The following is a 24,074-nucleotide window of genomic DNA, read 5'->3' as shown; positions in this document are numbered from 1 at the left end:
CAGTGTCTACCCAATCATCTATCACTTTTGGCGCACAACCTCTACGAATTGAGGACATTGTGGCCTTTGCACGTACAGATGTGAAAGCAAGCATTAGTGACGACGATAATTTAAAACGCAAAATTGACTCGGCCGTCGCCTTTTTAGATGAGCTACTTGAAAAAGAAGGTGTGATATATGGCGTGACTACAGGCTATGGGGATTCGGTGACCGTTGGCATTCCTTTGGAGTTGGTCAAAGAGTTACCTTTGCACCTAACGCGCTTTCATGGTTGTGGGTTGGGACAATACTTCTCTATGGCGCAGTCTAGAGCAATTTTGGCAACCCGACTGACGTCACTTACTCAAGGCTACTCCGGTGTTAGCTGGGAATTATTGCATTTGCTTCAGGGCATGATTAATAACGATATACTGCCCATGATCCCGCAAGAAGGGTCTGTGGGAGCCAGCGGCGATTTGACACCTCTTTCCTATGTCGCCGGAGCATTGGTCGGTGAACGAGACGTTTTTTACAAAGGTGAAGTTGTAAAAGCGAAGGAGGCTTTCGAGCAAGTGGGTTTAGAACCCATTACATTGCGTCCTAAAGAGGGGCTAGCAATAATGAATGGCACTGCTGTGATGACTGCGATTGCCTGCTTAGCCTACGATAGAGCAGACTACTTACATAAATTAGCGACTCGTATCACGGCATTAAGCTCCCTTGCTTTGAAAGGTAATAGCCATCATTTTGATGAAATTCTGTTTTCAGTTAAACCGCATGCTGGCCAACAACAAATTGCTGCGTGGATCAGAGAAGATCTCAATCATCACAGTCATCCTCGTAACGCTGAGCGCTTACAAGACCGTTATTCTATTCGTTGCGCCCCTCATGTAATCGGCGTGCTCGCAGACTCTTTGCCGTGGTTACGCCAGTTTATAGAAAATGAACTCAACTCGGCAAACGATAACCCAATTATCGATGGTCAGGGTGAGCATGTTCTACACGGTGGACATTTCTACGGCGGACATATCGCAATGGCGATGGACAGTATGAAAACGGCGGTTGCAAATCTAGCAGATCTGGCAGATAGGCAAATTGCTTCATTGGTGGATACCAAATATAACAATGGCTTGCCCAGCAACCTCAGTGATGCGCACGACAGTCGTCGGTATATAAATCATGGTTTTAAAGCGGTACAAATCGGTGCGTCGTCCTTTACAGCGGAAGCCTTGAAATTAACGATGCCAGCGAGTGTTTTTTCTCGCTCCACAGAGTGTCATAACCAAGATAAAGTGAGTATGGGAACCATTGCTGCGCGCGATTGCATGCGTGTTCTTGAGCTGACTGAACAAGTACTGGCTTGCACCTTACTCGCAGCCGTACAAGGGGTGCGCATTCGCATCAATAATGGTGAAATAGATGAGCAAGGCCTCAGTGAAAATATACGCGTCATGTATACAGACGTTTGCGGATATTTTGATAACCTGACTGAAGATAGGCCATTAGAGAACACGCTTCGTGAAACCGTTGATAATATTGTGCAGCAGCGATGGGACTTATATGAATAATAAAAATGCCTTGTTAAGCGCGAGTGTAGAGATAGAAATCCCTTTTCACGATTGTGATCCTATGCAGATCGTATGGCATGGAAACTATGCGCGCTACCTTGAAGTGGCGCGTTGCGAACTATTACGAAAATTTAATTATGATTACCTCGAAATGTCGCAATCTGGGTATGCTTGGCCCATTGTTGATATGCGTATCAAATACATAGACTCGGCGCGATTTACGCAGAAAATTCGTGTTGAAGCACACCTAAAAGAGTATGAAACGCGCCTTAAAATTGATTATCTTATTTTCGATGCGCTGACTCATAAACGCCTCACTAAAGCATACACGGTGCAGGTTGCGGTTGAATTGTCATCATCGCAAATGCAATATGCGTCACCGCCAATCGTGGCGCAAAAGTTGGCGGAGGTTTTGTAATGAATCAGTTCCTCAAGATAGTAACGGCAGCGTTATGTTATCTTGCAGCCGTTTTTACTTCATCTACCTTTGCGCAAACGCTCAATGGCTCATTTGTACAAGCTAAAACCTTCGCAGGATTTAGTCAGCCTTTTATTAGTAAAGGCACATTTTCTATCGATAAACAGCAACTTGTTTGGCATACGCTGTCTCCTATAGATACTAAATTACGTATTGATCCCACAGGCGTGTATGAGCGCAACAAAGATGGCGAATACACACTACAGACGCAAACAGGCTCCTATGGCTCTTTGTTACAAGCGCTATTACTGCAAGACTCACACAAGTTAGAAAGCTATTTTTCTATCGAGCTTCTCCATGAATTCCCACACTTTAAAGATGCCAATGGTCGGTGTGTAAAATTACTTCCTAGCACTTCTGAATTGCAAAATATGTTCACGCATTTTGTAAGCTGCAGCGTGGATGAACAAGTGCGCTTTGTCGGGCTTTATGAGGTGAGCAACGCGGTGACAGAAATTAACCTTACTGTGGATAGTTCACTACCATGACAAAAGTGTTGCGTACTCTTGCTCTGGCTTTAATGCCAATGTTGCTTCTTATTGTGCTAGGCGCATTAGTCTCGATAAAGCCAGTTACAATAAAAAGTGATATGCTCGCACTGATTAGTGACCAAAATGGCGAAAATCATACTCGTGCGCAATTTTATGAGGCGCAGCAAGCATTATTAGAAACACAACAAGCACAAATGGTCTTATCGTTTTCAGGTGCACACGCTGATGATGCATATGAGACCCTAGCTAATAAGCTCTCAACACTTGGTGTAGTGGTTCAAAAGCCTCTTTCTGAAACCAATCAGATCATTGACTTCTATGCGCCGTACCAAGGTGCTCTCATGAGTCATGCTTATACAAAAGCGCTAGGGACGCCACAGTCATTTACTGATTATTTTTCAACTCAATTCAGTCAAACATCGTCACCTTGGTTAAGCCAAAGCTTCAAACATGATCCCTCGCTAGCTACTTATAGTTTTGTGAACCAGCTCAATAAGCAGCAGCCTCTAAGCATACTCAACGGAAAACTCCAGACGTTGAACGAAAGTAGTGAACCGGTGCTCATACTCATAGCTAACAGCACGGGAAATAATAATGCTGTAAGTACCATAACAGCGCGAGCGGATGAAATAATTGGTGCAGTTAACGATGTACAAGCGCAATTCGAGAACACAGACATCCAATATTCTGGCGTCATTTTTCACAATGCTGAAAACGCCAAACAGGCACAATGGGAAATGAATCGTTTTGGCGCTGCAAGTTTATTGCTGCTGTGTGTCTTTGTGGTCCTCTTCATGCGAGGACTTGCACCGCTGTGGGTGAGTACGGTTACAGTGTTAAGCGCAATCCTCAGTGGCTTGTTGCTACTAATAGTGGTTCGCGAAGAAGTTCATGTCATTACTTTGGTATTCGCAACTACCTTGATAGGAGTTGCCATTGATTATGCCTTTCATGCGCTTGTGGATAGGACTCAAAAGCGAGGAAAGTATAGTAATGACTTAAAGCGAGGCTTAAAACTTGCTTTGGTTTCCACCGCAATAGGTTATCTGTGCTTCTTCGTTGCGCCTTTGCGCTTGTTACAAGATGTTGCCATTTTTGTATGTGGGGGGCTGTTTGGCGCTTATGTCTTTGTGCGATTTATGCTTCCAATAGCCCAAGTTTCTGTGCAGTTCAATGATTATGCTGAAGTCTTTGCTGATACCATGATGAAAACGCAAAACCGTTTGCGCGCATATTCTATAAAAATAGGCATGGGTATTTTTGTTCTATGTTGTGCAATTGTGATTGTCAAACCGCCCACTTTAAATGACTCTATCGCCAGTTTTAATGCCAGTAGTGCCAAGTTGATAAATGCACAAATGCTACATCAGTCCTACCTTTCTGCCGAGCGCACCACAAGGCTACTGGTGTCTGGTTCTAGTGTACAAAACTTACTTGAGCAAGAAGAGCGTGTATCTGATTGGATAGTCAGTGAAAAAGGCCAAACTCTTGGGCTTAGTACTTTTTTACCGAGCATGGCACGCCAAAACGCATCTTTAATGCTGTTTCAGCAAGCGGCTCAGGGCAATGTGTTTTCAATCATTACGCAGTTCACCAATCAAGATGTAAAAGTACAAAACGCATCATTGCTGAATTATGAGACGTTTAATAAAGGCCCTTTGGGTAATGTAGTGCAACATCCCGTAAAACTTAATAACGCCGTATATTCCCTAATGAATGTAACTGGTATCAGTGCTCAGAATTTAGCGAAACAATGCGCGCTATGGCAAAGCTGTATGGTTGTTGATGTGCCCACTCAATTAAGTAATTTGTTAGCACATTTTCACAGCAATGTGCATGTGGCTTTAGCATTGGCACTATGTGCAATAGGTATTATTTTCGTTGGCTCTTTTGGTTTGGTACGCGGCCTATCTATGAGTGCATGGTTATCTCTCACTGTACTGCTTGTTGTTACTGTCCTTAGTTTCAGTGCAGATATCTCGGTGTTTCATACTCTAGGTCTAATTTTGGTGTTGGCTTTAGCGGTAGACTACTTTATTTTTTATAACCAAGGTGGGTACAAAGTTTCAACTTATGTGGCCATTAGTTTATCTGCACTGTCATCACTGGCAGTGTTCGCAATGTTGGTTTTTTCAAAAACTCCAGCAATCAGCCAGTTTGGTGCCGCCGTGTTGGTGGGCTTGATTGTTGTGTATTTTATGGCGCCATTGAGTATTGAGAATAAAAATGACAAACAATAATTCCACAGTGGATGTAGTGGTTATCGGCGCAGGGCCATCAGGCGCATTAGCAAGCGCGTTGCTAAAGCAAAGGGGATGGCAAGTCTGTGTACTTGAAGGACAACACTTCCCGCGTTTTTCAATTGGTGAGAGCCTGTTACCTCAATGCATGCACTTTTTACAAGAGGCAGGTTTGGACAAAGTGGTCGATGATAATGCTGACAGCTTAGGTTTTCAGTTTAAAAATGGTGCTGCGTTTCATTACCATGGTACGGATACATTTATCGACTTTACTGATAAGTTTAGTGAAGGGAGAGGTACAACTTATCAGGTTAAAAGAGCAGCGTTCGATAAGTTGCTTGCAGATACTGTGGCAAAGCAGGGGGTGGACATTCGTTATGGTCATCGTGTAGTCGCATTTGATAATCAACCGAATGCCGTGAGCTTGTCGGTTGAAACACAGGATACTCACTACCAGTTAAATGCGCGATTTGTGCTCGATGCGAGTGGCTTTGGTCGCGTACTTCCGAGGCTGCTTGATCTTGACAAGCCTTCATCATTGCCAAGCAGAAGTGCGTATTTTTGTCATATAAAAGACAACATTAGCGCGGTGAAATTTGACCGCGATAAAATTTTGATTAGCGTGCATCCACACCGCAGAGATATTTGGTATTGGCTAATTCCGTTCAGTGATGGCACTGCGAGCCTAGGAGTGGTGGGAGAGCCTTGCGCATTTAACAACGATAAAAGTGCTGAGCAAAATTTGTGGGATTTAGTCGCCCAAGAACCTAATCTATCGAGTTTGCTCAATGAGGCTCAATCCATTAACCCCGTGCAAACCTTAGGTGGCTATTCAGCTGATGTTACTAGTTTGCACGGAGAGCGATTTGCATTGCTTGGCAATGCCGGTGAGTTCTTAGACCCCGTATTTTCATCCGGTGTAACCATTGCACTAAAGTCAGCCTCACTCGTGGCACCTGTGGTAGATAATTTTCTTAAGGGAATTGATACTGACTTCGAAACTGAATTTGCTACTCCACTTAGAAAAGGCGTGAATTGTTTTAAGACGTTCGTTAACGCTTGGTATGATGAGCGCTTTCAAGATGTCATTTTTTATCCCGACCAAGGTAAAGAGGTGACCCGAATGATCAGCGCCATTCTCGCAGGATACGCGTGGGACGAGGCGAACCCTTATGTCGCTCAAAGTGAGCGCCGTTTAAACGTGCTTGCTCAATTATGTCAGATGGAGCTAAGTTAATGCGCTTTGTCTCATTGCTTGTGCTGTTCATGATTTTATTGGGCTGCAATAGTACTTATAAAGCATCTGATACGGTGATGTTCACCCAAGGCGTAGGTCTTGAGCTTAGTGCAGCACAGTCTTCGCTCTATTCTAGTCATTGGCAAAAACGTATGTTTGTAATGCGTCAAGGCCAAGAGAGAGCTTTGTTGAGTCAGCTAGAGATCGATGCGACTGGTGCCGTTAAGCTCGGGTTGATGACGAGCGTGGGTTTGCCTGTACTCACATTAAATTATTCTCAGAAACATGGCCTCAGAGCAAAAGAGTATGTCTCATTACAAGGGCTCGACGCCCAATATATCCTAGCTGATATTCAACTTGTTCATTGGCCAATTACACAAGTCCAAGAATATGTGCGTGGAGCTCATGTTACGCAATCCGATAATGGCAACGTGCGAGTTAGGGAATTGTATACAGATGAGCGACTATTGATTCGCATTACCTATGATGCACATCGCATCACTTTGTCTAATTTTATCCATGAATATGAAATTCGGTTTGAAGAGGTACTGTAATGATTGCGTGGTTAAACGATTTAGGTATTGTTAGCGCGCTTGGCAATGATAAGCACCAGCATTTGCAGGCCTTGAGTCGATCGCACAACGACACTTTAACGCAACATAGCGGCTTAGATTACACAGGTGACGACCCCTATGTAGGTATGGTAAAAAGTATCAGCCTTGATGTTACGCAGCGTAACAACCGTATAATCGACTTGGCATTGGCGCAAATAACTAACACCTTAACTAAGGCGTTTGAGAAATTTGACGCAACCCGAATAGCTGTCGTCATTGGCACAAGTACCGCCGATATTTACGATGGTGAGCGCGCCCGTATACACAGAGCGCATATCGCCAATGGCAGAGAAGATGAAGCGCTCAATTGGCCACCTGGTTATCACTATGAACAACAAGCGCTTGATGCACCGGCTCAATATATACGTAAAACGCTTGGTCTGCGTGGGCTTGCATATGGTATTTCTACGGCGTGTAGTTCTAGTGCGAAAGCATTGTCCTCAGCCCAAGGAATTCTACACGCAGGACTAGCCGACGTAGTAATTTGTGGCGGAGCAGATAGTTTATGCCAGTTAACGGTTAACGGGTTTAAGGCCTTAGCATCTACAAGCGAGGGTCTTTGTCGTCCATTCTGTGAGGATAGAGATGGCATTAATATAGGCGAGGGGGCAGCATTGTTTGTTATGAGCCTTGACCCTTCTCTTGGCCAATCGAACTGTGCATTGTTGGGCTGTGGAGCGAGCTCTGATGCCTATCATATGTCTGCACCTGAGCCGTCAGGCAATGGCGCAAAACAAGCAATGATTAATGCATTAGAAGCCGCGAATTTGGCCCCAGAAGACATCGATTATGTCAATGCTCATGGTACGGCAACGCCAAAAAATGATGACATGGAAGCGACTGCGATATTTAACGTTCTTGGCTCTCAAGTACCGGTGAGCTCAACGAAACATTGGACTGGACACACACTCGGTGCTGCAGGGGCAATAGAGGCTGGATTATGTTGGCTGCTCATTGAGCAACAGCGCTTAGGAGCACAGCCAATCAGTTTGCCGCAACAAGGAACGTATCCACTAGACTCTGAGTTGGCAACTATCAACCTTGTGCAACAACCGATAGAGAAAAAGCCTAAAACGTGTATGAGTAATTCTTTTGCATTTGGTGGAAATAACGCCTGCATTATTGTCGGAGAAGTTGATGCTTAACGTAGCGATGTCTGAATTAATTGCCCACACAGAGCCAATGATATTGATTGACAGGTTAGTGGCATTTGATACCGATACAGCCCACTGCCAGGTTACTATCACCCCTAAAAGTGCGTTTTATGATAGTAACAATGCTAGGGTACCCAGTTACATCGGCAGCGAGTATATGGCTCAAGCTATAGCTGCTTATGCGGGGGCCCACGATATTACGAGCAAGCGAGAAGTAAAAATCGGATTTTTATTGGGAAGTCGTAAGCTTCGTTGTTACCATCCTTGGTTTGTGGATGGTGACGTACTTGATGTCTTTGTAGAAAAGCTCATTCAAGATGAGTCTGGATTGAGTGTATTTAATTGCCAAATAAAGCGAGGCGATATCTGCATGGTAGAAGCAAAAATTAACGTATTTCAGCCCGCTGATCCGATGAATTTTATAAAGGAAAATCAATGAGTAGACGCATTTTAGTCACAGGTTCAAGCCGCGGTATTGGTAAAGCCGTCGCCTTGCAGTTAGCACAACAAGGTTTTGATATTACTTTGCATTGTCGCGCTAAGGTCGAACTGGCTGAGCAAGTAGCTGAGCAAATAAAAGCTTTGGGGCGTGATGCGAATATTTTAGTGTTTGATGTGACAAATCGTGTTGGTGCTAAGCAAGCAATTGAAACAGACATTGAGGCTAACGGTGCGTATTACGGTGTTGTTTGTAATGCGGGTGTAAATAGAGATACCGCTTTTCCAGCAATGACTGATGATGAGTGGGACACCGTAATTAGTACAGGTTTAGATGGCTTTTATAATGTTGTCCGACCGCTTGTTATGCCAATGGTTAGTGCCCGCAAAGGTGGGCGTATCATTACTTTGGCTTCAGTGTCAGGCATTGCTGGCAATCGTGGTCAGGTAAACTATAGTGCCGCCAAAGCGGGCATTATTGGAGCAACTAAAGCGCTCTCATTGGAGTTAGCGAAACGCAAAATAACGGTCAACTGTGTGGCGCCCGGGTTAATTGCGACTGATATGACTGACGAGCTCGATACAAAAATGCTGCTTGAACATGTGCCAATGCGACGTATGGGCACTGTCGAAGAAGTTGCTTCGACGGTTGGCTTTTTAGCTTCAGATCAAGCAGGGTACATCACCCGTCAGGTGATCTCAGTGAATGGTGGTTTAGTGTAATGAAACGTGTTGTTGTGACAGGTATGTCGTGTATTACAGCCTTAGGGGATACTTGGCAAAGTTTTCGTGAAGCACTTGAAAAAGGTGAAAATGCTGTGCAATTGATGCCTAGTTGGCATGAAGTACAAGACTTAAACACTAAGTTGGCAGCACCAGTAATCAATTTTGAGCGCCCTGGTCATTATAAGCGCAAAATGGTGCGCTCGATGGGGCGGGTAGCGCTTATGTCCACAGTGGCAACTGAACGAGCATTAGAGCAGGCTAATTTACTAGCGCATCCATCACTGACTAATGGCGATACAGGTATAGCATACGGTTCATCGACTGGCTCTACGCCGCCCCTAATCGCCTTTGCTGACATGATGAAATCCGGACAAATGAGCGGTGTTACTGCAACGAGCTATATTCAGATGATGGCGCATACCGCTCCAGTTAATATCGGAGTGTTTTTTGGCTTGAAAGGCCGTGTGATCACTACAAGCTCGGCGTGTACATCTGGTTCGCAAGGCATAGGTTACGCCTATGAAGCCATTAAGTACGGGCGCCAAAAAGTAATGGTTGCTGGCGGCGCAGAGGAGCTGTGTGTCACTGAAGCAGCAGTTTTTGACACCTTGTATGCGACGAGCTGTAAAAACGATACGCCCAAAGCAACGCCGCGTCCGTTTGACAGTGAGCGAGATGGTCTTGTTATTGGTGAGGGGGCTGGCACACTAATCCTAGAGGAGTATGAGCATGCTCTTTCCCGTGGCGCTACGATTCTCGCTGAAGTAGTTGGCTTTGGGTGTAATTCAGATGGTCAACATGTTACACAGCCAACCAGTGAAACTATGCAAGTTGCTATTGAAATGGCTCTTGCAGATGCGCAATTACAGCCTGAACATATTGGTTACGTAAATGCTCATGGCACATCTACAGACCGTGGTGATATTGCAGAGTCTCACGCTACCTATAAGGCGTTGGGAGTAAAGCCAATTAGCTCATTGAAGAGTTATTTAGGCCATACATTGGGAGCTTGCGGTGCGATTGAGGCGTGGGCTAGCATCGAAATGATGCGTAATAATTGGTTTGCACCGACAATCAACCTAGATAAAGTTGATGCGCAGTGCGCACCCTTACACTATTTAACTGAGCCTACAGTACTACATTGTGATTATGTGATGAGCAATAACTTTGCATTCGGTGGTATTAACACCTCGCTAATATTTAAACGTGTATAAGTACTATGAGCCGTGTTGTCGTATTTTTTCTGTTAATTTGCAGTGCAGGCTCTACTGGTAAGGAATTAGAGCTTGGAGCGGGTGTATTTAGTGCATCAATTCCGCATTACTTAGGATCAAGTCAACATAGTAATTACACGTTACCATTACCTTATGTAGTGTACCGCTCAGATAATCTTAGTGTAGATAGAAATAGTGCCGTTGGTTACCTTTGGCAATACGGCCCTTGGCATCTCGATATATCAGCCACCGCGGCTTTTGCTGTTGATAGTCAAGATAACACTGCACGCAAAGGAATGGACGATCTCGATTGGGTATTTGAATTAGGTCCTGCATTGGATTATTACATCGAAGGTAAGCCCCAAGCAGATGACTTTTTCAAGCTCGGTGTGTTTACCCGCAAAGCATTAGCGACGGACTTTTCTGATATTAATGATTTAGGTTTTCGATTCGGACCTTACTTGCATTGGAAAAAAGAAGTGTGGCAACAAGATGATAGCTCAGTAACATTAACGAGCCGAGCAGCTGTCAACTTCGCAACGTCTCAATATGTTAATTACTTCTACGGTGTGGTGCAAAGTGATGTGACCGCAACACGTTCATACTACAAAGGCCGTTCAGGATACAGTGGCAGCGAGTTATCGATTGGAGTGAGTTACGATTCAAATCGCTGGTGGCTCGGTGGGTTTGTTAAGTACTATCGGCTCAAGGACAGTACTTGGCAAGATAGCCCTTTAGTCGAGCGTCATCATAACATTGCTATTGGTGCAGGTGTGGCTTGGAAGTTTTATCGCCTTGCGGATTAGATTAAAGCTGCGATTTTTGAACCTGAATTTGGTACTTATTTATTAATATCTTGTTGGCAAAGGGATTTTGCGCGCAAAAAGCTAGCTTTTTGTTCTTAGCTTGTTAACATTGGGTAAATTTTACTTTAAGTAAAAGCGAGCTGTATTAATAAGGATGTTTATGGTGCATTTCTCTAGTTATTTGCGTGTGGCAAGTATTGCTATTTTATTTGCAAGTGCTGCTATCTACGCTTACCCTCCCGCACAAAATTACTCACTCGCTCATTTTCAAGAGCAAATTAACTTGGATGGCAACCTTGATGAAGCGATTTGGCAGCAAGCAACGGTTATTGATGTTAATGTCCAAAATGAACCACAAGAACGGGTTGCCTCACCGGTAAAAACTACTGCGTATCTGTTTGAAGACGGGCGCTTTTTTTACATTGCCATTGATGCCAAAGACCCTGATATCAGTAAAATTCGTGGCGCAATTCGCGATAGAGATGAACTTTGGTCAGATGATAACGTTGGTATTGTGATCGACAGTTTAAATGATGAGCGCAATGCCTTTGAGTTTTTCGTCAACGCCTATGGCGCTCAAGGGGATATTCTTTCCACTGATTTCGATACCTGGGTACCAAACTCCAGCTGGGATGCTATTTGGTACAGCGGCGCAAAAATCCATGACGATGGTTATGTGGTGGAGATGAAAATTCCGCTAACAGCGTTGAATTTGCCCAAAACAGATGAGCCAATCACGTGGGGTATTTCCATTGCGCGCAATTATCCGCGCGACTCATTTTATCGTATTTCAAACGTTGGTTTTGATTTAGATATTAAGTGCAGTTTTTGCCAATTTGATAAATTAACAGGCTTGGCAAATCGCACCGAGGGACGAGATGTGCGCGTTGCGCCTTATGTTAGTGCTCAACGTAGTGATTATAAAGACCCTGTTCCCGGCCCATGGCAAAACGGTGATGTTGAGTATGAAGTTGGGGCGGACCTGCGTTGGCGCGTAAATGATGAGACCTTGGTTAACGCTACAATCAACCCTGATTTCTCTCAGGTAGAAGCAGATGCCATTCAGCTCGATGTGAACACTAATTTCTCACTGTATTACGCCGAAAAAAGGCCTTTTTTCCTAGATGGCTCGTCTTATTTTCGTACCAATGAATTGGACCTGTTTTATAGCAGAACGATTGCTGAGCCGGATTATGGACTGAAAATCACGGGTAAGAATGACGAGCATACTTATGCGACCTTGGTGGCGGATGATAATAATTCATCTGTGTTTTTACCGGGAAATCAAGGATCTGAATTAGCACAATTAAATGAAAGTGTCGTCAATGCGGTAGGGCGATATCGTTATGATCTAGGTCAACGCAGTGGTGTGGGCATGATGTTAACACATCGACAAGGTGGCGATTATCACAATACAGTGGCTGCGATTGATGGCACCTATGGGTACAATGACAGTGATTCAATCAGTTATGCGCTGGCCTATGCAGATACGCAGAACTCACAAGACTTTGCCAGTGATTGGGGCGTGCAAGAGAGGCAAACTGGCTCGGCGTTGAATGTCTCCTTTGCACGTTTAAAGCGTGATTATAGCCTGCGCGCGCATTATGAACAGATAAGTGAAAACTTCCGCGCTGATCTGGGCTTCCAACCTAAAGCTAATTATCGTGAGTTGGAACTTGGCGGTGGACAAACGTGGTATGGCGACGAGCAAGCTGCGCTCAGTGAGTGGGGATACGACGTAGAATGGAAAAAAAGTGTCGACCTTGATGGTGAGAAACTTGAAGAGCAATATCAAGGATATATGTTTGCTGAAGGTCCGTTGATGTCATACCTTGAAGTCGGTATGTGGCACAGTGACGAGCTGTATTTTGATGAGTATTTTCAACAGAACAATGGTTATGTGTACCTACGAGTCAGGCCGTTACAAGACGTTAGCTATTCTCTGTATGCTGATTACGGCTCGCGTATTGATTACAGCAATGCGCAGTTAGGTAGAGGGGCGGACATCGAAAATACCATTAGTTGGGATGCCAATACCCATCTACAACTACAAGTGGCCTATAACTTTAGTTACTTAGATGTTGAGTCTGAACAAGTTTATGAGGCAAATCAGTGGGATTTGCGTGCATACTATAAATTCAACACCAAAAGTATGCTCAAAGTAATATGGCAATACCAAGATATAGATCGAAATCAAGTGGCCTATTTGTATCGCCAAGTGAATAGACGCAATCGCTATTTTGGCTCGCAAGTGGTGTATTCCTACACTATTAATCCACAATCAGTATTCTATTTGGGATATTCGGACAGCGGTTATCAAGATGATCGCCTTGATGATTTGACCCGCACCAACAGAACTTTTTTCAGTAAAATTAGTTATGCGTGGCAGCTGTGATGAGCAGGCGTTGATCTTTGATGTGATAAAATTCAGACCTCAAAGGTCAACACCACTTAATCAATAAAAAAACGGATTTCATCGCCACGGCGCTTGGCGACCTCATTCATTTTCGTGAGCATATTGGTGATACGTGCTCGTTCATAGGGATTGTGGATGTTGCGATTGGCATCATACACGGTGGCGTTCACGTAATCGTATAAGGCTTGGGTATAGTGTTTATTGTATTCACAGACAAACAAAATATTTTTCAACGCCTCAATTAAATTCACTAAAATAGTGGGGTCTTGACAGCCATAATGGCGAATGGGGTCAAAGTTTTTTTCTAATAACGACACCAAACTGGGTTCAAGGAACCACAAACTAGGCCGCTGTTGTTGGGCATTTAGCATGGTGTAATTCACATCGGCCACTTGCAAACGAGCTATGGTGAGAATACTCAACATATCAACCGCTTTTACGGCCGTCCCTGGGTCATTAATACCGGGGCTAAGTGCTTTGATGGCTATCTCTGCAATTTGCCTCAAACCATAGCTGTAGTGATCACCTATGTATTCTTCAATGTAAAACACACTGCACTTGTGAATTTTTGCACAAAGCTCATCATCTTCACTGATGTCTTGGCTCAAGGCTAAATATGGGAACCCCTCTACACAAAAAAATCCGGGTTCCACCTCAACCATCACTTCCAAGTTATGCTCTTTGATTATTTTTGTTAGCTGCTGTGTTTGTACACCTTTAAAATAGCCCGCTTGCGGGCTTTGCAGACGAAACCAGTGTTCAGTATCAGGGCGCATCGACACAATGTGCTCATCTTGGTAATCGATTAAATTTTTTAGCTGCTGGTGAGTTTGCGAGAACAGTGTGTTGAGTACATTATCAACTTGAATGGCGCGAGATATCGAATGAATAAAAAACACAAAGAGCATGAGGCTATAAATACCCAGCATGAGTGCAAAAAGCGTGGCTAGAGCAGGTACTTGAACATAATTAGATTCAATTTGAATGTTCATCAAGGTTAAGAGCGCAAAAACAATACTGCCAAGGTACATACCCAGTACGTATTGATGGGCTTTCATGGTGATCAAACCGGGCAAAACTCTTGGTGAGAGTGTCGCGGAGGCGTTGTTCAGCACCACCATGACCATTGAAAAACTAAACACTGTAAGTGAGATCAGTCCGCCTGCTAACGTGCTAAGTAAGGTCTTTGCTGTGTCTACATCTGAGACAAATAACATGGGCCACGCGGCTTTTCGCTGCATTATCCAAGGGTGATACTCAATGGACGCGAGGAACATGCCAAAGAGCATCAATAAACTAATAATAATCGCTGGATAAAAGCCGATACTGCTGACAATGGCCCGATAGTGAGCCGCGAGCTTGCGTGGTGCTTTCATTTTTGCTGCTCCTTGAGCATAATATCAATTGAATTAAATAAATGATCTTCCTAGTGAGCCCACTATTTATCCAGCGCTATCCTTGCTCACTTTTCTAATACAATTGGTATAAGTGTTTGTTATTTAAATATGTATACGCCTACATGCAACTATAGCAAACAGGTACAGGCTCGCAAACGCTGGCAAACGCTGGCAAGCTCGTGGATAAGCAAATAAAAAAGCCGGCAATGAGCCGGCTTGAAACAAGAAGTTTATGGTTGATAGTAGGTCGGTGATCCCGGCCCAACCGGCATGCCTAAAACAAATACCCATACATAGAATAAGCACACCCATCCAACAAAGAAGATCATGCTATACGGTAACATTGTTGCGACTAACGTGCCGATCCCCATATCTTTTTTGTACTTACATGCGACTGCGAGAATGAGACCAAAATAGCTCATCATTGGGGTGATTAAGTTGGTTACAGAGTCACCGATACGGTACGCAGCTTGAATTGTCTCAGGTGCATAACCGACAAGCATCAACATAGGTATAAAGATAGGTGCGGTCACAGCCCACTGAGCTGACGATGAGCCAAGACTCAAGTTAACTAATGCACACATCAAAATGAAAAACACGAACACTTCAGGGCCAGTCAGATTCAATGCTTGTAATAAGGCCGCCCCATTGACTGCCAGGATAGTGCCGAGATTGGTCCATTTGAAAAATGCGACGAATTGCGCAGCAAAGAACACCAACACGATGTACATGCCCATAGAGCCCATGCTTTTGCTCATGGCATCAATAACATCTCGGTCATTTTTCATAGAACCAACAACGCGTCCATAAACAAAGCCAGGGATCGCAAAGGTGATAAAGATGATTACAACGATGCCTTTTAAAAACGGTGAGCCTTTCACTTCACCGGTTACTTGGTGACGCAAGATGCCATCTTCTGGCACAACGGTCATGGCAAGAATTACGCCTAATGCTAAGAAGGTCACCCCAGCCCACTTCAGGCCTTTCTTTTCTTTGTCACTAAGGTGTTCAATTTTATTTTCACCTAAATCAATACTCGCTTCTTTAGGGTCATATTTACCAAGGCGAGGTTCGACGATTTTTTCGGTAACCCAAGTACCTAGACCAGCAATCAAGAATACAGATACAAACATGAAGTAATAGTTGGCTTCTGCGCCGACTTGATAATCAGGGTCGATCATTTGCGCTGCAGGCGTCGTAATGCCCGCCAGTAATGGATCGATGGTGCCGAGTAATAGATTGGCACTGTAACCGCCTGAAACCCCAGCAAACGCTGCTGCCAAACCAGCCAGTGGATGGCGCCCCAAGCTATGGAAAATCATGGCTGCAAGCGGAATAAGGACTACATAACCTAATTCTGATGCGGTGTTTGATAAGATGGCGGCAAACACGACCATGAAGGTCACTAGGCGTTTTGAAGCACCCATCACCATACCGCGCATTGCCGCTGATAGCATTCCAGAGTGTTCAGCTACACTCACACCCAACAATGCAACTAACACGGTGCCAAGTGGTGCGAATCCGGTGAAGTTGGTAACTAGCCCTTCAAAAATACGCCTAAGACCTTCGGCGCTCATTAAGCTGACAACTTCAATTACGCCGTCTGGATCACGGCCTTTGGCCCCTTCTGGACGCGGGTCAATAGCACTTAATCCAGCCCAGTCAGCGATACCACTGATCACCACGATCGCAACACAAAATAGGGCGAATAAGGTGATTGGATGAGGGAGTAGGTTACCGAGAAACTCAACGGTTGCGAGGAAACGGTTAAACCACCCTTGCTGTTGTTGCTCGGGCATGGCATTTGATACTGCTTTTGTCATACCTATATTTCCATGGAGTCTAAAATGCTGCGAATGATACCACTGAACACAGCATATTTCAGCGCGATACGGTCAATGCTGAAATCAGCGCGATAAATGGATAAAAAAAAGCAGAGACGGGGGAGTCTCTGCTAGCCCAACATTGGGTAGAAGTCGCAATAGGAAGGGGTATTCATAGGGTAATACGCGGATAAAAAACAAACAGATCAAAATAAATTTAATTGTTTTTCATTTTTTTTCTCAGTACGTTTTTTTGAACTGCGTTTGCGACTTGCGTGTGTACTGATCACCCGCTTGGTTTCTGTGTATTGAACATGCTTTTTATAAAATGCGGAGATCTTTTCTTTTGCTTGGCGAAGAGCTATCTCTGGTAATACTTTGGGCTTGTCATATACATCTGTTTTTAGGCCACAGTATTGCCACGGAGTATGGATATAGGCATTGGGTATATGGTCCAATTCAGGCAGCCATCGGCGTATGAATGCGCCAGTGGTATCAAATTTTTGCCCCTGAGTAACAGGGTTATACATTCGCCAAGGGTTTATTCCAGTCGTTCCTGATTGCATTTGTACCTGAGGGTAATGGATCCCGGGCTCATAATCTACAAACTGCTGGGCCAAAAAGGCTGCTGGTTTTTTCCAGTCCAACCACAATTGATAGCTGGAGAAGGCAATGAGCATGGCTCGCATACGAAAGTTAAGCCAACCATGCTCATGAAGATAACGCATACACGCATCGACAAAAGGGACTCCTGTGCAGCCTTGGCACCAGCGCGTAAATAACTCTTCGTCAAACTCATCTGCACGCAAGTTAATTAAATCGCGGTGCACCGCGTGTTCACAATACTCTGGTTCGGACTCTAGCTTTTGTACAAAATGGCTGTGCCAATGCATGCGTGACAGTATCGCGTTGCGATTACCAGCCAAAGGTGGCAATCCATGCAGCTGTTGAATACTCTGGCGTAAACTCACAAGTCCATAAGCTAAATAGGGACTCAAGCGTGAACTGGCCGTCGGGCTTTTTATTATCGACGAAATACCAAAGCGGTATTGATTTATTCGCTGGTTTATAAAGCTATGCAGCGTTTGTTGTGCGCTGATGTGTTGCCCAATTTGTGCACTTTGCGCTTCAAAGTCATCGTCACCGCAGTAACTATTGAGTAGTTCGATGCCATCGTGATGTTTAATCAGGCTATTGATGTTTTTTGGCGCGCTAAAACAAGGCTCGTCGAGCCAAGCATTCGCTTTGTTTTGCCACGCATCCCTATCAACAACACCTCTAAAGACAGCTTGTTGACGATACGTGCTGACCTCAATGTTGTTGGCTTTGCACCAAGAATATACGGCACAGTCGCGTGCAAACGTCCAGCTATTACCTGTTTCTTGGTGGTTGTAGAGTGTGTGAATTGGCGCATGGGCATGGATGCGCGTAAGTACGTCTACGACATTTCCTTGGCGTATGAGCAGATAGCCACCAAGTTGCTCTAGCTGGTTCGCCAAAGAGCGAAGTGCTTGGGCAACAAAAACAAACTGACGTTTACTGGTGTCAGGCAATTGCCAGTATTGCGGTTCAATAACATAAACACACAGTATTGGTCTCTCGCTTTGAGTTGCAAAATGCAGCGCTGCGTGGTCTTGAAGGCGTAAGTCACGCTTTAACCACACTAGATTAATCATCTAGTACTCCTTTGAAGAGCAATGGGTAGCGCCTTAGCCGTTTACCAATATAGTCATCGCTGAGTATTTGTGAGCATATCTGTTCCACGTCTTGATGAGCCGCGAAAACCCAGTCAAAGCGCTCTATCGCAGTGAGGAATCCACGCTTTAAAAAGGGTTGTTGTCTATAGTGCTGCAGATTTGCCCTGATGATTGACAGCTTGGTGGGATCGTTACGTAACGCATCTACGACTTTTTCAATGTACTGTTGAAGGTGAGCAGGTGTGGGCCTGTGCCTGCGCGAACGATGCACGTGTGTCGAACTCCTGTTTTAAGTATTGGTCTTTGATACGTGCAGCGGCGTTACTTAAGATCATTGCAAATGCGCGATACTCTCAAGTTTCTTCATGAAGTCCTCTTTGTTTTTTTCGTGCTGGTAGTCGAGATGATAAGTATTGTGAAAACCAAAACGCAAAATCACACCACTGCCTTCGAGATAAACGGTGTAGCCATCGGTATCTGAGTACGCATACAAGCCCTCAAAGAGTTTGCCTTTGTCTGTTTGTTCTCCGTGTTTTTGAATATGCTCATACACATTGAGTAGTGTTTTCGTGTCTATATCATTTTTCATAACCGGTCGCTCCTTGGAGAGTTGCTAATAACGAAACATTGCACGTAGTATTAAAGACGTATACGCCTTAAATGGAAAATAAGTTTGCAAATTCAGGTATTAGGTAGCAGTTCTGGCACCCCAACACGCGATCGCAATGTGTCGGCTTACGCCGTATTTAGAGAAGACCAAAAGCCATGGTATCTAGTGGACTGCGGAGAAGGAACACAGCATCAAATTCTTAAGAGCGCGCTGTCGTTGTATCAACTCGAAGCGATATTTATTACTCATAAGCATGGTGACCATTGTTATGGATTGCCGGGCTTGATTGCCAGCGCTGGCTTATCTGGTCGCACAGAGCCATTGTTCTTGATAGCACCTAAAGAGGTGTTGGAATTTATCGACAGTGTAATGCAAATGACTGACCTAGCGTTGCCATTTGAACTCACGTTTATGCCCATTGAATCGTATAGCAGCAACGCATTTTCTTGGCTAAAAGTCCAAACATGCGCACTAAAACATCGCGTGCCCAGTTATGCGTTTAAGTTCACTGAAACGCGCATTCAGCGCAAACTTAATATTGAAAAGCTCAGCGCTGATGGTGTAGGCAGTGGTCCCCACTATAACCGCTTGCAACGCGGTGAGAATGTGACTTTTGAGGGGCGTGATTTACGCAGTGATGACTACACGTTTTTAGCATGGCAGCCCAGAGTCATGGTGATTTGTGGCGATAATGAGGCGCCCAAATGTCTCGACTCCATCATCGAAGGAGTGCATCTTCTCGTTCACGAAGCCACGTTTTTAGCGGCAGATTTGCGTAAAGTCGGCTTTCACACGGGCCACAGTGACGTAGAGCGAATCAGTGAATACGCTCAAAAAAAGCGGGTGCCATACTTATTGTTGACGCATTTTAGCGCTCGCTATGGTGGACAAGTGTGTATGGATAAAATTCAGGATGTGGCGCAGCAACGATACACAGGGCGGCTGTTTTTAGCGGCAGATGGGATGACAATAGCAATGGATAAAACCGCTCACTGTGCGTTAGTGCGCAGTTGCTTCTAAGTGCCGCGGTGTTTGTGATGTGCACCAGCACATCTTTTTGAGCAGTACTTTACTTCATCCCAGTTGCGCTGCCATTTTTTACGCCAAGTGAAAGGGCGCTCACAAATGGGGCATATTTTCGATGGAAGGTTTTGTTTTCTGTGTGCCATTAGTGCCACTAACTATTTGCCATACTTCACATACGGGCAGCGAATGACCCTAAGATCACTGTTGTGAGTGATTGATTAGTGGCACAAAATCACAGCTGTTTAGGTACAAAGCACACAATTTCATTACTTGTTCAGTTTTTCCTGTTAGGCTGAAATTAATTATTATTCGAAGGTAAACAACATGACGCGTTATATCCCACTTACCATTTTGGCACTTAGCTTGGTGTCAGGCCTAGCTCAGGCAAAAGACCACAAAGAAAAACATAAATCGCTTCCGCCGGGCCTTCAGAAGAAAGTCGCAAATGGCGGTGAACTTCCTCCAGGCTGGCAAAAGAAACTGCGCCGTGGTGATATTTTAAGTCGCGATATTTATGACCGAGGCCGTATTATTCAGCCAATCTCAGATGACGGAATTATCGGTATTCAGGTTGATGACACCATCATTCGTGTGATTAACAACACACGTGAAATTGTTGATATCCTCAGTCGCAAACATTAGTGATTAAGTGTATCAATCGGGCACAGCATCCGTCATTGGAGTTAAGATGGCCATAAGGTTGACAATGAGCGGATGTGACAAAGGTGATCACTATCACTTTTATCGATAGTCTTTTATGAAAACGTTCATTTCATAGAACATCGAACTCATTTAAACCTCCATCCTTTGTCGGCTTCGACAGATTTGGCGGAGCATGGAAAAAATAATTTGTTTTTTAATCTTTGTTTTTTCTGAGACTTAAAGATTTGTACAAAAAAACACCAATTTTATACTTGATGTTTTTTTGTACATATTGCTACACTCCAATGAGCGTCACAGCATAGTTGTGCCGCTACCCACATTCGAAAGCACTCTCGAAAACGGCAAACATCAAGTAATTGATGGACGCAAAGCCACAGGCCCTACTTTAAAAGAGGGTGGCTGGGTTACCGAAGGAATGCGTTTTAGAGCTCAGTATAACTGGGAGCTTTCGAAGTTATTGAAAACTTTGAGAGGTTCTAGTTGTGAGATCTATTCTTCGCACTGAAACGTCTACGAACACCACTTCATCAGCTGGTAAAGCTTGCGCTCTTTTCGCGCTTACGCTTGGTTTGGCTTTTACCACGATGCAAGTACAGGCAACGCCAGTGAACGCGGCAGAGTCTGAAAGCAACAATGTGAAACTGCAAACACTCGAGTTGGCATCTATGGCGGCGGCTCTCAATGCTGCACACGAACAACATGATGCTAAAGCGCAATTAGTGAAATTGGCGCAGCAACGATATGCTAACCAGTTTGAATTGCTTGAGCGCGATCCTAGCGCTGTGTTGCGCACTATTTTGCCACAAGCAAAGCGTAATCAACTACGCGCTGTTTCTGGCGATGCAATGGCAAAAAAAGCATCTATCACAGGGACTCTAGAACTTGTATATCAAGACGCCTATGAGTCAGAAAACGACCGCTTACGCTATTTTTTAAAGTCTGCATCACAGCATACAGAATTGTTTCTACCTGAGTCAGCTCGTGCCCAGCAGTTGCGCTCTGGCCAGACACTGCGTGCTTCAGGTTGGCAATTCACTCAAGGCCACACCTCTCGATTACTGCTTGAGCAAGATAGCAATGCGCTAGAAGTGCTCGCAGTTGGTGAGAGCTCAGCAACAAGCAGCTCAAGCAGTGCATCAGTGTTGAGCGGTACCACAGGTGAGCAAAAAGTGGTGGTACTAGCACTCAATTTCCAAGATAACCCTTCACTGCAGCCTTGGACTACTCAAGAAGTACATGACATGGTATTTGGCCGTGTTAACGATTATTACCAAGAAGCGTCGTACGGACAAACTTGGCTTACAGGTGATGTATTTGGTTATTTCACCTTAGCTTTGAATACGACATGTGATTTTTCAATTATTGAACAGTATGCAGTGCAAGCAGCGGTTGATAATGGTGTTGATTTAAATCAGTACCAACGTCGCGTATACATGTTGCCAAAAAATAGTGCATGTAGCTGGTTAGGCCAAGGAACGATTGGCGGCACGCCTTCTACGTCATGGATCAATGGTGAGCTTAATCTAAAAATTATCGGCCATGAGTTGGGTCATAACTTAGGTTTAAGACATGCTAAACGCCTTAACTGTGGCTTCGACATCTACGATGAACAATGCTTGGTATCAAACTATGGCGACAGCTTAGATGTAATGGGTAAATCAGAAGGCCATTTCAATGTCTTGAATAAAGAGCGCTTGGGTTGGCTCAGTGCTCAATCAGGCGACATTATTGCTATCGATGCCGACGGTCAATATACACTGGAGTCGTATGCCACAGCGAAAGCAGGCCAAGCAAAAGGCTTAAAAGTACGTCGTGGTACAGACGCCACAACATCAGAACCTCTTTGGTACTACCTTGAATATCGTCAGGCTCAAGGCTTTGACAGCTTCTTAGCAGGCAAAGCCGTCACCAACGGTGTGTTAATGCACTACAACACAGCGGCTGAGCATATTGATAGTAGCATCTTGATGGATTTAACTCCTTACAGCTCGCTATTTGACAATGATGATGCAGCGCTAGAGGTAGGGCAAACGTTTGTTGATGCCACCGCGGGAATCAGTGTGACCACACAATGGGCTGATGAAAACGCCGCAAATGTGTCAGTGAGTTTCTCTGCACCTAGCTGTGTTGCTTCTGCTCCTACTTTGAGCATTGCACCGACTACCAGCGCATGGGTAGCACCAGGTACACAGGTAAACGTGAATGCCACTGTAACAAATAATGATAGCTTAGAGTGCGAAGCAGCAAGCTTTTTGGTCTCAACAGCAGTGCCAGCAAACTGGAGTGCTGCTTCTGAATTTGTGAACCTTGCACCAGGTCAAAGTGCGACAGTGAGTTTGTCAGTTATCTCTGACGTGCAAGCTACTGACGGTTTTTATGACCTTACTGTAAGTGTAGTGAACAATAACGATAATCAACACAGTGCTCAATCTGTATTTTCTTATGTGGTTGAAGCGCCACAGCCGCTATGTGAGTTGGCTGCTCCTAGTTGGGTGCTAGTTAATAATAACAGTGGAGTTGTAGATGCAGGTGTAACTGTTGTGTATGAAGGTGTACTTACCAACAACAATAGTGATGTGTGTGAACAAACATCATTTGACGTATTAGCTAATCTGCCTGTTGGCTTTAATGCCGACACGCAAACAATTTCACTGCTATCTGGCGAGTCTCAGTCAGTGAGTGTTGCTGTAACTTCATCAACCAACACGAATGCGGGTGTGTATGATTTTAGCATCCAAGCTCACAATGCAACTGATGCGCTTTATCAAAGTGCTGCCAGTGCAACGTACACTATCGCAGAGCCTGCGCCAGTGTGTGAACTTGGTGCACCTGCTGTTAACGTGCAAAGTATTGAAGGTTTTGTGAACGCCGGAGAGGAACAGATTTATACTGTAAGCGTTACAAATCAAAATCTTAACTGTGATGACGCAACATACTCACTGACTGTGATGACGCCTCAAGGTTGGTATGCCAGCACTGCTAACATCACCTTGGCAAACGGTCAAACAGCCAATACCACTGTTACTGTGGCTTCAGTCATAGATGCTAATGCGGGTAGTTACAGCTTGTTGTTAACTGCTAAAGATGTAAACAACGCGAATATCCGTACAGATGCATCACTGTCATACAACATCCAAGAGCAAGTGAACCATGCACCAATCGCTATGAGTGACTCTATTGCCATTAGTGCCAAAGCTGCAACAGTATTCAATGTACTTGTTAACGACGTAGATGAAGACGGTGATGTGTTAACTATCACCAGCGTAACTCAAGGCGCCAAAGGTACTGTGTCTATTACTGCTGATGGTCAGATTGAATATACGCCAGCAAAAAGCTTTAAAAGTAGTGACAGTTTTTCTTACACCATTAGCGATGGCGAATTTGAATCAACAACTACGGTAACTATTTCTCTGTCATCAACTGACAGCGGAAGTACTGACGACTCAGGAAGCACAGGCGGTACTAAAAAAGGACGTGGAGGAAAGTAATTGTTTTAC

The 24,074-nt window shown here is 44.5% G+C and carries 21 protein-coding genes and 1 riboswitch; of the genes, 15 read left to right on the top strand and 6 right to left on the bottom strand.

Features of this window, described 5'->3' with window-relative positions:
• Positions 1 to 2: 2 nt before the first annotated feature.
• The 12 genes from AAEU32_RS13835 (at position 3) to AAEU32_RS13780 (ending at position 13,340) form a co-directional block, all read left to right on the top strand.
• On the top strand, positions 3 to 1,547 hold the full coding sequence (locus AAEU32_RS13835) for an HAL/PAL/TAL family ammonia-lyase (protein ID WP_421971128.1): 1,545 nt from the start codon (positions 3 to 5) through the stop codon (positions 1,545 to 1,547).
• The gene (locus tag AAEU32_RS13830; RefSeq protein WP_421971127.1) at positions 1,540 to 1,965 is read left to right on the top strand and encodes an acyl-CoA thioesterase; all 426 of its coding nucleotides are present in this window, start codon (positions 1,540 to 1,542) and stop codon (positions 1,963 to 1,965) included. Before AAEU32_RS13835 ends, AAEU32_RS13830 begins: the two co-directional genes overlap by 8 nt.
• A complete protein-coding gene (locus AAEU32_RS13825) occupies positions 1,965 to 2,513 on the top strand; it encodes an outer-membrane lipoprotein carrier protein LolA (RefSeq protein ID WP_421971126.1) in 549 nt (182 codons plus the stop codon). Before AAEU32_RS13830 ends, AAEU32_RS13825 begins: the two co-directional genes overlap by 1 nt.
• Positions 2,510 to 4,756, top strand: coding sequence for an MMPL family transporter (locus AAEU32_RS13820; RefSeq protein ID WP_421971125.1), 2,247 nt, complete (start codon positions 2,510 to 2,512; stop codon positions 4,754 to 4,756). The genes AAEU32_RS13825 and AAEU32_RS13820 overlap by 4 nt, the downstream gene beginning before the upstream one ends.
• Complete coding sequence (locus tag AAEU32_RS13815; RefSeq protein ID WP_421971124.1) at positions 4,743 to 5,993, top strand: NAD(P)/FAD-dependent oxidoreductase; 1,251 nt, start codon at positions 4,743 to 4,745, stop codon at positions 5,991 to 5,993. Before AAEU32_RS13820 ends, AAEU32_RS13815 begins: the two co-directional genes overlap by 14 nt.
• Positions 5,993 to 6,547 (top strand): DUF3261 domain-containing protein, encoded by a 555-nt coding sequence (locus AAEU32_RS13810; protein ID WP_421971123.1) that lies wholly within the window; start codon positions 5,993 to 5,995, stop codon positions 6,545 to 6,547. Before AAEU32_RS13815 ends, AAEU32_RS13810 begins: the two co-directional genes overlap by 1 nt.
• Entirely contained in the window at positions 6,547 to 7,752 is a 1,206-nt protein-coding gene (locus AAEU32_RS13805) for a beta-ketoacyl-ACP synthase (RefSeq protein WP_421971122.1), read from the top strand. The genes AAEU32_RS13810 and AAEU32_RS13805 overlap by 1 nt, the downstream gene beginning before the upstream one ends.
• The gene (locus AAEU32_RS13800; RefSeq protein ID WP_421971121.1) at positions 7,745 to 8,200 is read left to right on the top strand and encodes an ApeP family dehydratase; all 456 of its coding nucleotides are present in this window, start codon (positions 7,745 to 7,747) and stop codon (positions 8,198 to 8,200) included. The genes AAEU32_RS13805 and AAEU32_RS13800 overlap by 8 nt, the downstream gene beginning before the upstream one ends.
• Entirely contained in the window at positions 8,197 to 8,922 is a 726-nt protein-coding gene (gene fabG, locus AAEU32_RS13795) for a 3-oxoacyl-ACP reductase FabG (protein ID WP_421971120.1), read from the top strand. The genes AAEU32_RS13800 and fabG overlap by 4 nt, the downstream gene beginning before the upstream one ends.
• A complete protein-coding gene (locus AAEU32_RS13790) occupies positions 8,922 to 10,139 on the top strand; it encodes a beta-ketoacyl-ACP synthase (RefSeq protein ID WP_421971119.1) in 1,218 nt (405 codons plus the stop codon). The genes fabG and AAEU32_RS13790 overlap by 1 nt, the downstream gene beginning before the upstream one ends.
• 5 nt (positions 10,140 to 10,144) lie before the next feature.
• A complete protein-coding gene (locus AAEU32_RS13785) occupies positions 10,145 to 10,945 on the top strand; it encodes a MipA/OmpV family protein (RefSeq protein ID WP_421971118.1) in 801 nt (266 codons plus the stop codon).
• Positions 10,946 to 11,105: 160 nt separating this feature from the next.
• A complete protein-coding gene (locus AAEU32_RS13780) occupies positions 11,106 to 13,340 on the top strand; it encodes a carbohydrate binding family 9 domain-containing protein (protein ID WP_421971117.1) in 2,235 nt (744 codons plus the stop codon).
• A 56-nt stretch (positions 13,341 to 13,396) separates the two neighbouring features.
• On the opposite strand, the gene AAEU32_RS13775 is transcribed toward AAEU32_RS13780, so the two are convergent.
• The 5 genes from AAEU32_RS13775 to AAEU32_RS13755 form a co-directional block, all read right to left on the bottom strand.
• Positions 13,397 to 14,737, bottom strand: a complete 1,341-nt coding sequence (locus AAEU32_RS13775; RefSeq protein WP_421971116.1) for a DUF2254 domain-containing protein — start codon at positions 14,735 to 14,737, stop codon at positions 13,397 to 13,399.
• A 251-nt stretch (positions 14,738 to 14,988) separates the two neighbouring features.
• Positions 14,989 to 16,581 carry an AbgT family transporter gene (locus tag AAEU32_RS13770; RefSeq protein ID WP_421971115.1) on the bottom strand — a complete coding sequence of 531 codons (1,593 nt, stop codon included), beginning with the start codon at positions 16,579 to 16,581 and terminating at the stop codon, positions 14,989 to 14,991.
• A 206-nt stretch (positions 16,582 to 16,787) separates the two neighbouring features.
• A complete protein-coding gene (locus tag AAEU32_RS13765; protein ID WP_421971114.1) occupies positions 16,788 to 18,257 on the bottom strand; it encodes an FAD-binding domain-containing protein in 1,470 nt (489 codons plus the stop codon).
• Entirely contained in the window at positions 18,250 to 18,549 is a 300-nt protein-coding gene (locus AAEU32_RS13760; protein WP_421971113.1) for a hypothetical protein, read from the bottom strand. The genes AAEU32_RS13765 and AAEU32_RS13760 overlap by 8 nt, the downstream gene beginning before the upstream one ends.
• A 60-nt stretch (positions 18,550 to 18,609) precedes the next feature.
• Positions 18,610 to 18,867: a DUF3081 family protein gene (locus tag AAEU32_RS13755; protein ID WP_421971112.1), complete on the bottom strand. Its 258-nt coding sequence runs from the start codon at positions 18,865 to 18,867 to the stop codon at positions 18,610 to 18,612.
• A gap of 84 nt (positions 18,868 to 18,951) precedes the next feature.
• Here AAEU32_RS13755 and AAEU32_RS13750 point away from each other — a divergent pair, with 84 nt between their 5' ends.
• On the top strand, positions 18,952 to 19,908 hold the full coding sequence (locus tag AAEU32_RS13750) for an MBL fold metallo-hydrolase (protein WP_421971111.1): 957 nt from the start codon (positions 18,952 to 18,954) through the stop codon (positions 19,906 to 19,908).
• On the opposite strand, the gene AAEU32_RS13745 is transcribed toward AAEU32_RS13750, so the two are convergent.
• Complete coding sequence (locus AAEU32_RS13745) at positions 19,905 to 20,057, bottom strand: DUF2256 domain-containing protein (protein WP_421971110.1); 153 nt, start codon at positions 20,055 to 20,057, stop codon at positions 19,905 to 19,907. The genes AAEU32_RS13750 and AAEU32_RS13745 overlap by 4 nt on opposite strands.
• A gap of 181 nt (positions 20,058 to 20,238) precedes the next feature.
• On the opposite strand from AAEU32_RS13745, the gene AAEU32_RS13740 reads away from it, so the two are divergent.
• Positions 20,239 to 20,556: a hypothetical protein gene (locus tag AAEU32_RS13740; protein WP_421971109.1), complete on the top strand. Its 318-nt coding sequence runs from the start codon at positions 20,239 to 20,241 to the stop codon at positions 20,554 to 20,556.
• A 351-nt stretch (positions 20,557 to 20,907) separates the two neighbouring features.
• A riboswitch (cyclic di-GMP riboswitch) is annotated at positions 20,908 to 20,989 on the top strand.
• 70 nt (positions 20,990 to 21,059) lie between these two features.
• Positions 21,060 to 24,065 carry an Ig-like domain-containing protein gene (locus AAEU32_RS13735; protein WP_421971108.1) on the top strand — a complete coding sequence of 1,002 codons (3,006 nt, stop codon included), beginning with the start codon at positions 21,060 to 21,062 and terminating at the stop codon, positions 24,063 to 24,065.
• Positions 24,066 to 24,074 lie beyond the last annotated feature (9 nt).

The sequence above is a fragment of the Pseudoalteromonas maris genome, from assembly GCF_049257235.1.
Classification (GTDB): domain Bacteria; phylum Pseudomonadota; class Gammaproteobacteria; order Enterobacterales; family Alteromonadaceae; genus Pseudoalteromonas.
The sequence above is the reverse complement of the archived record's forward strand: the minus strand, read 5'-3'. Positions and strand labels throughout refer to the sequence as shown.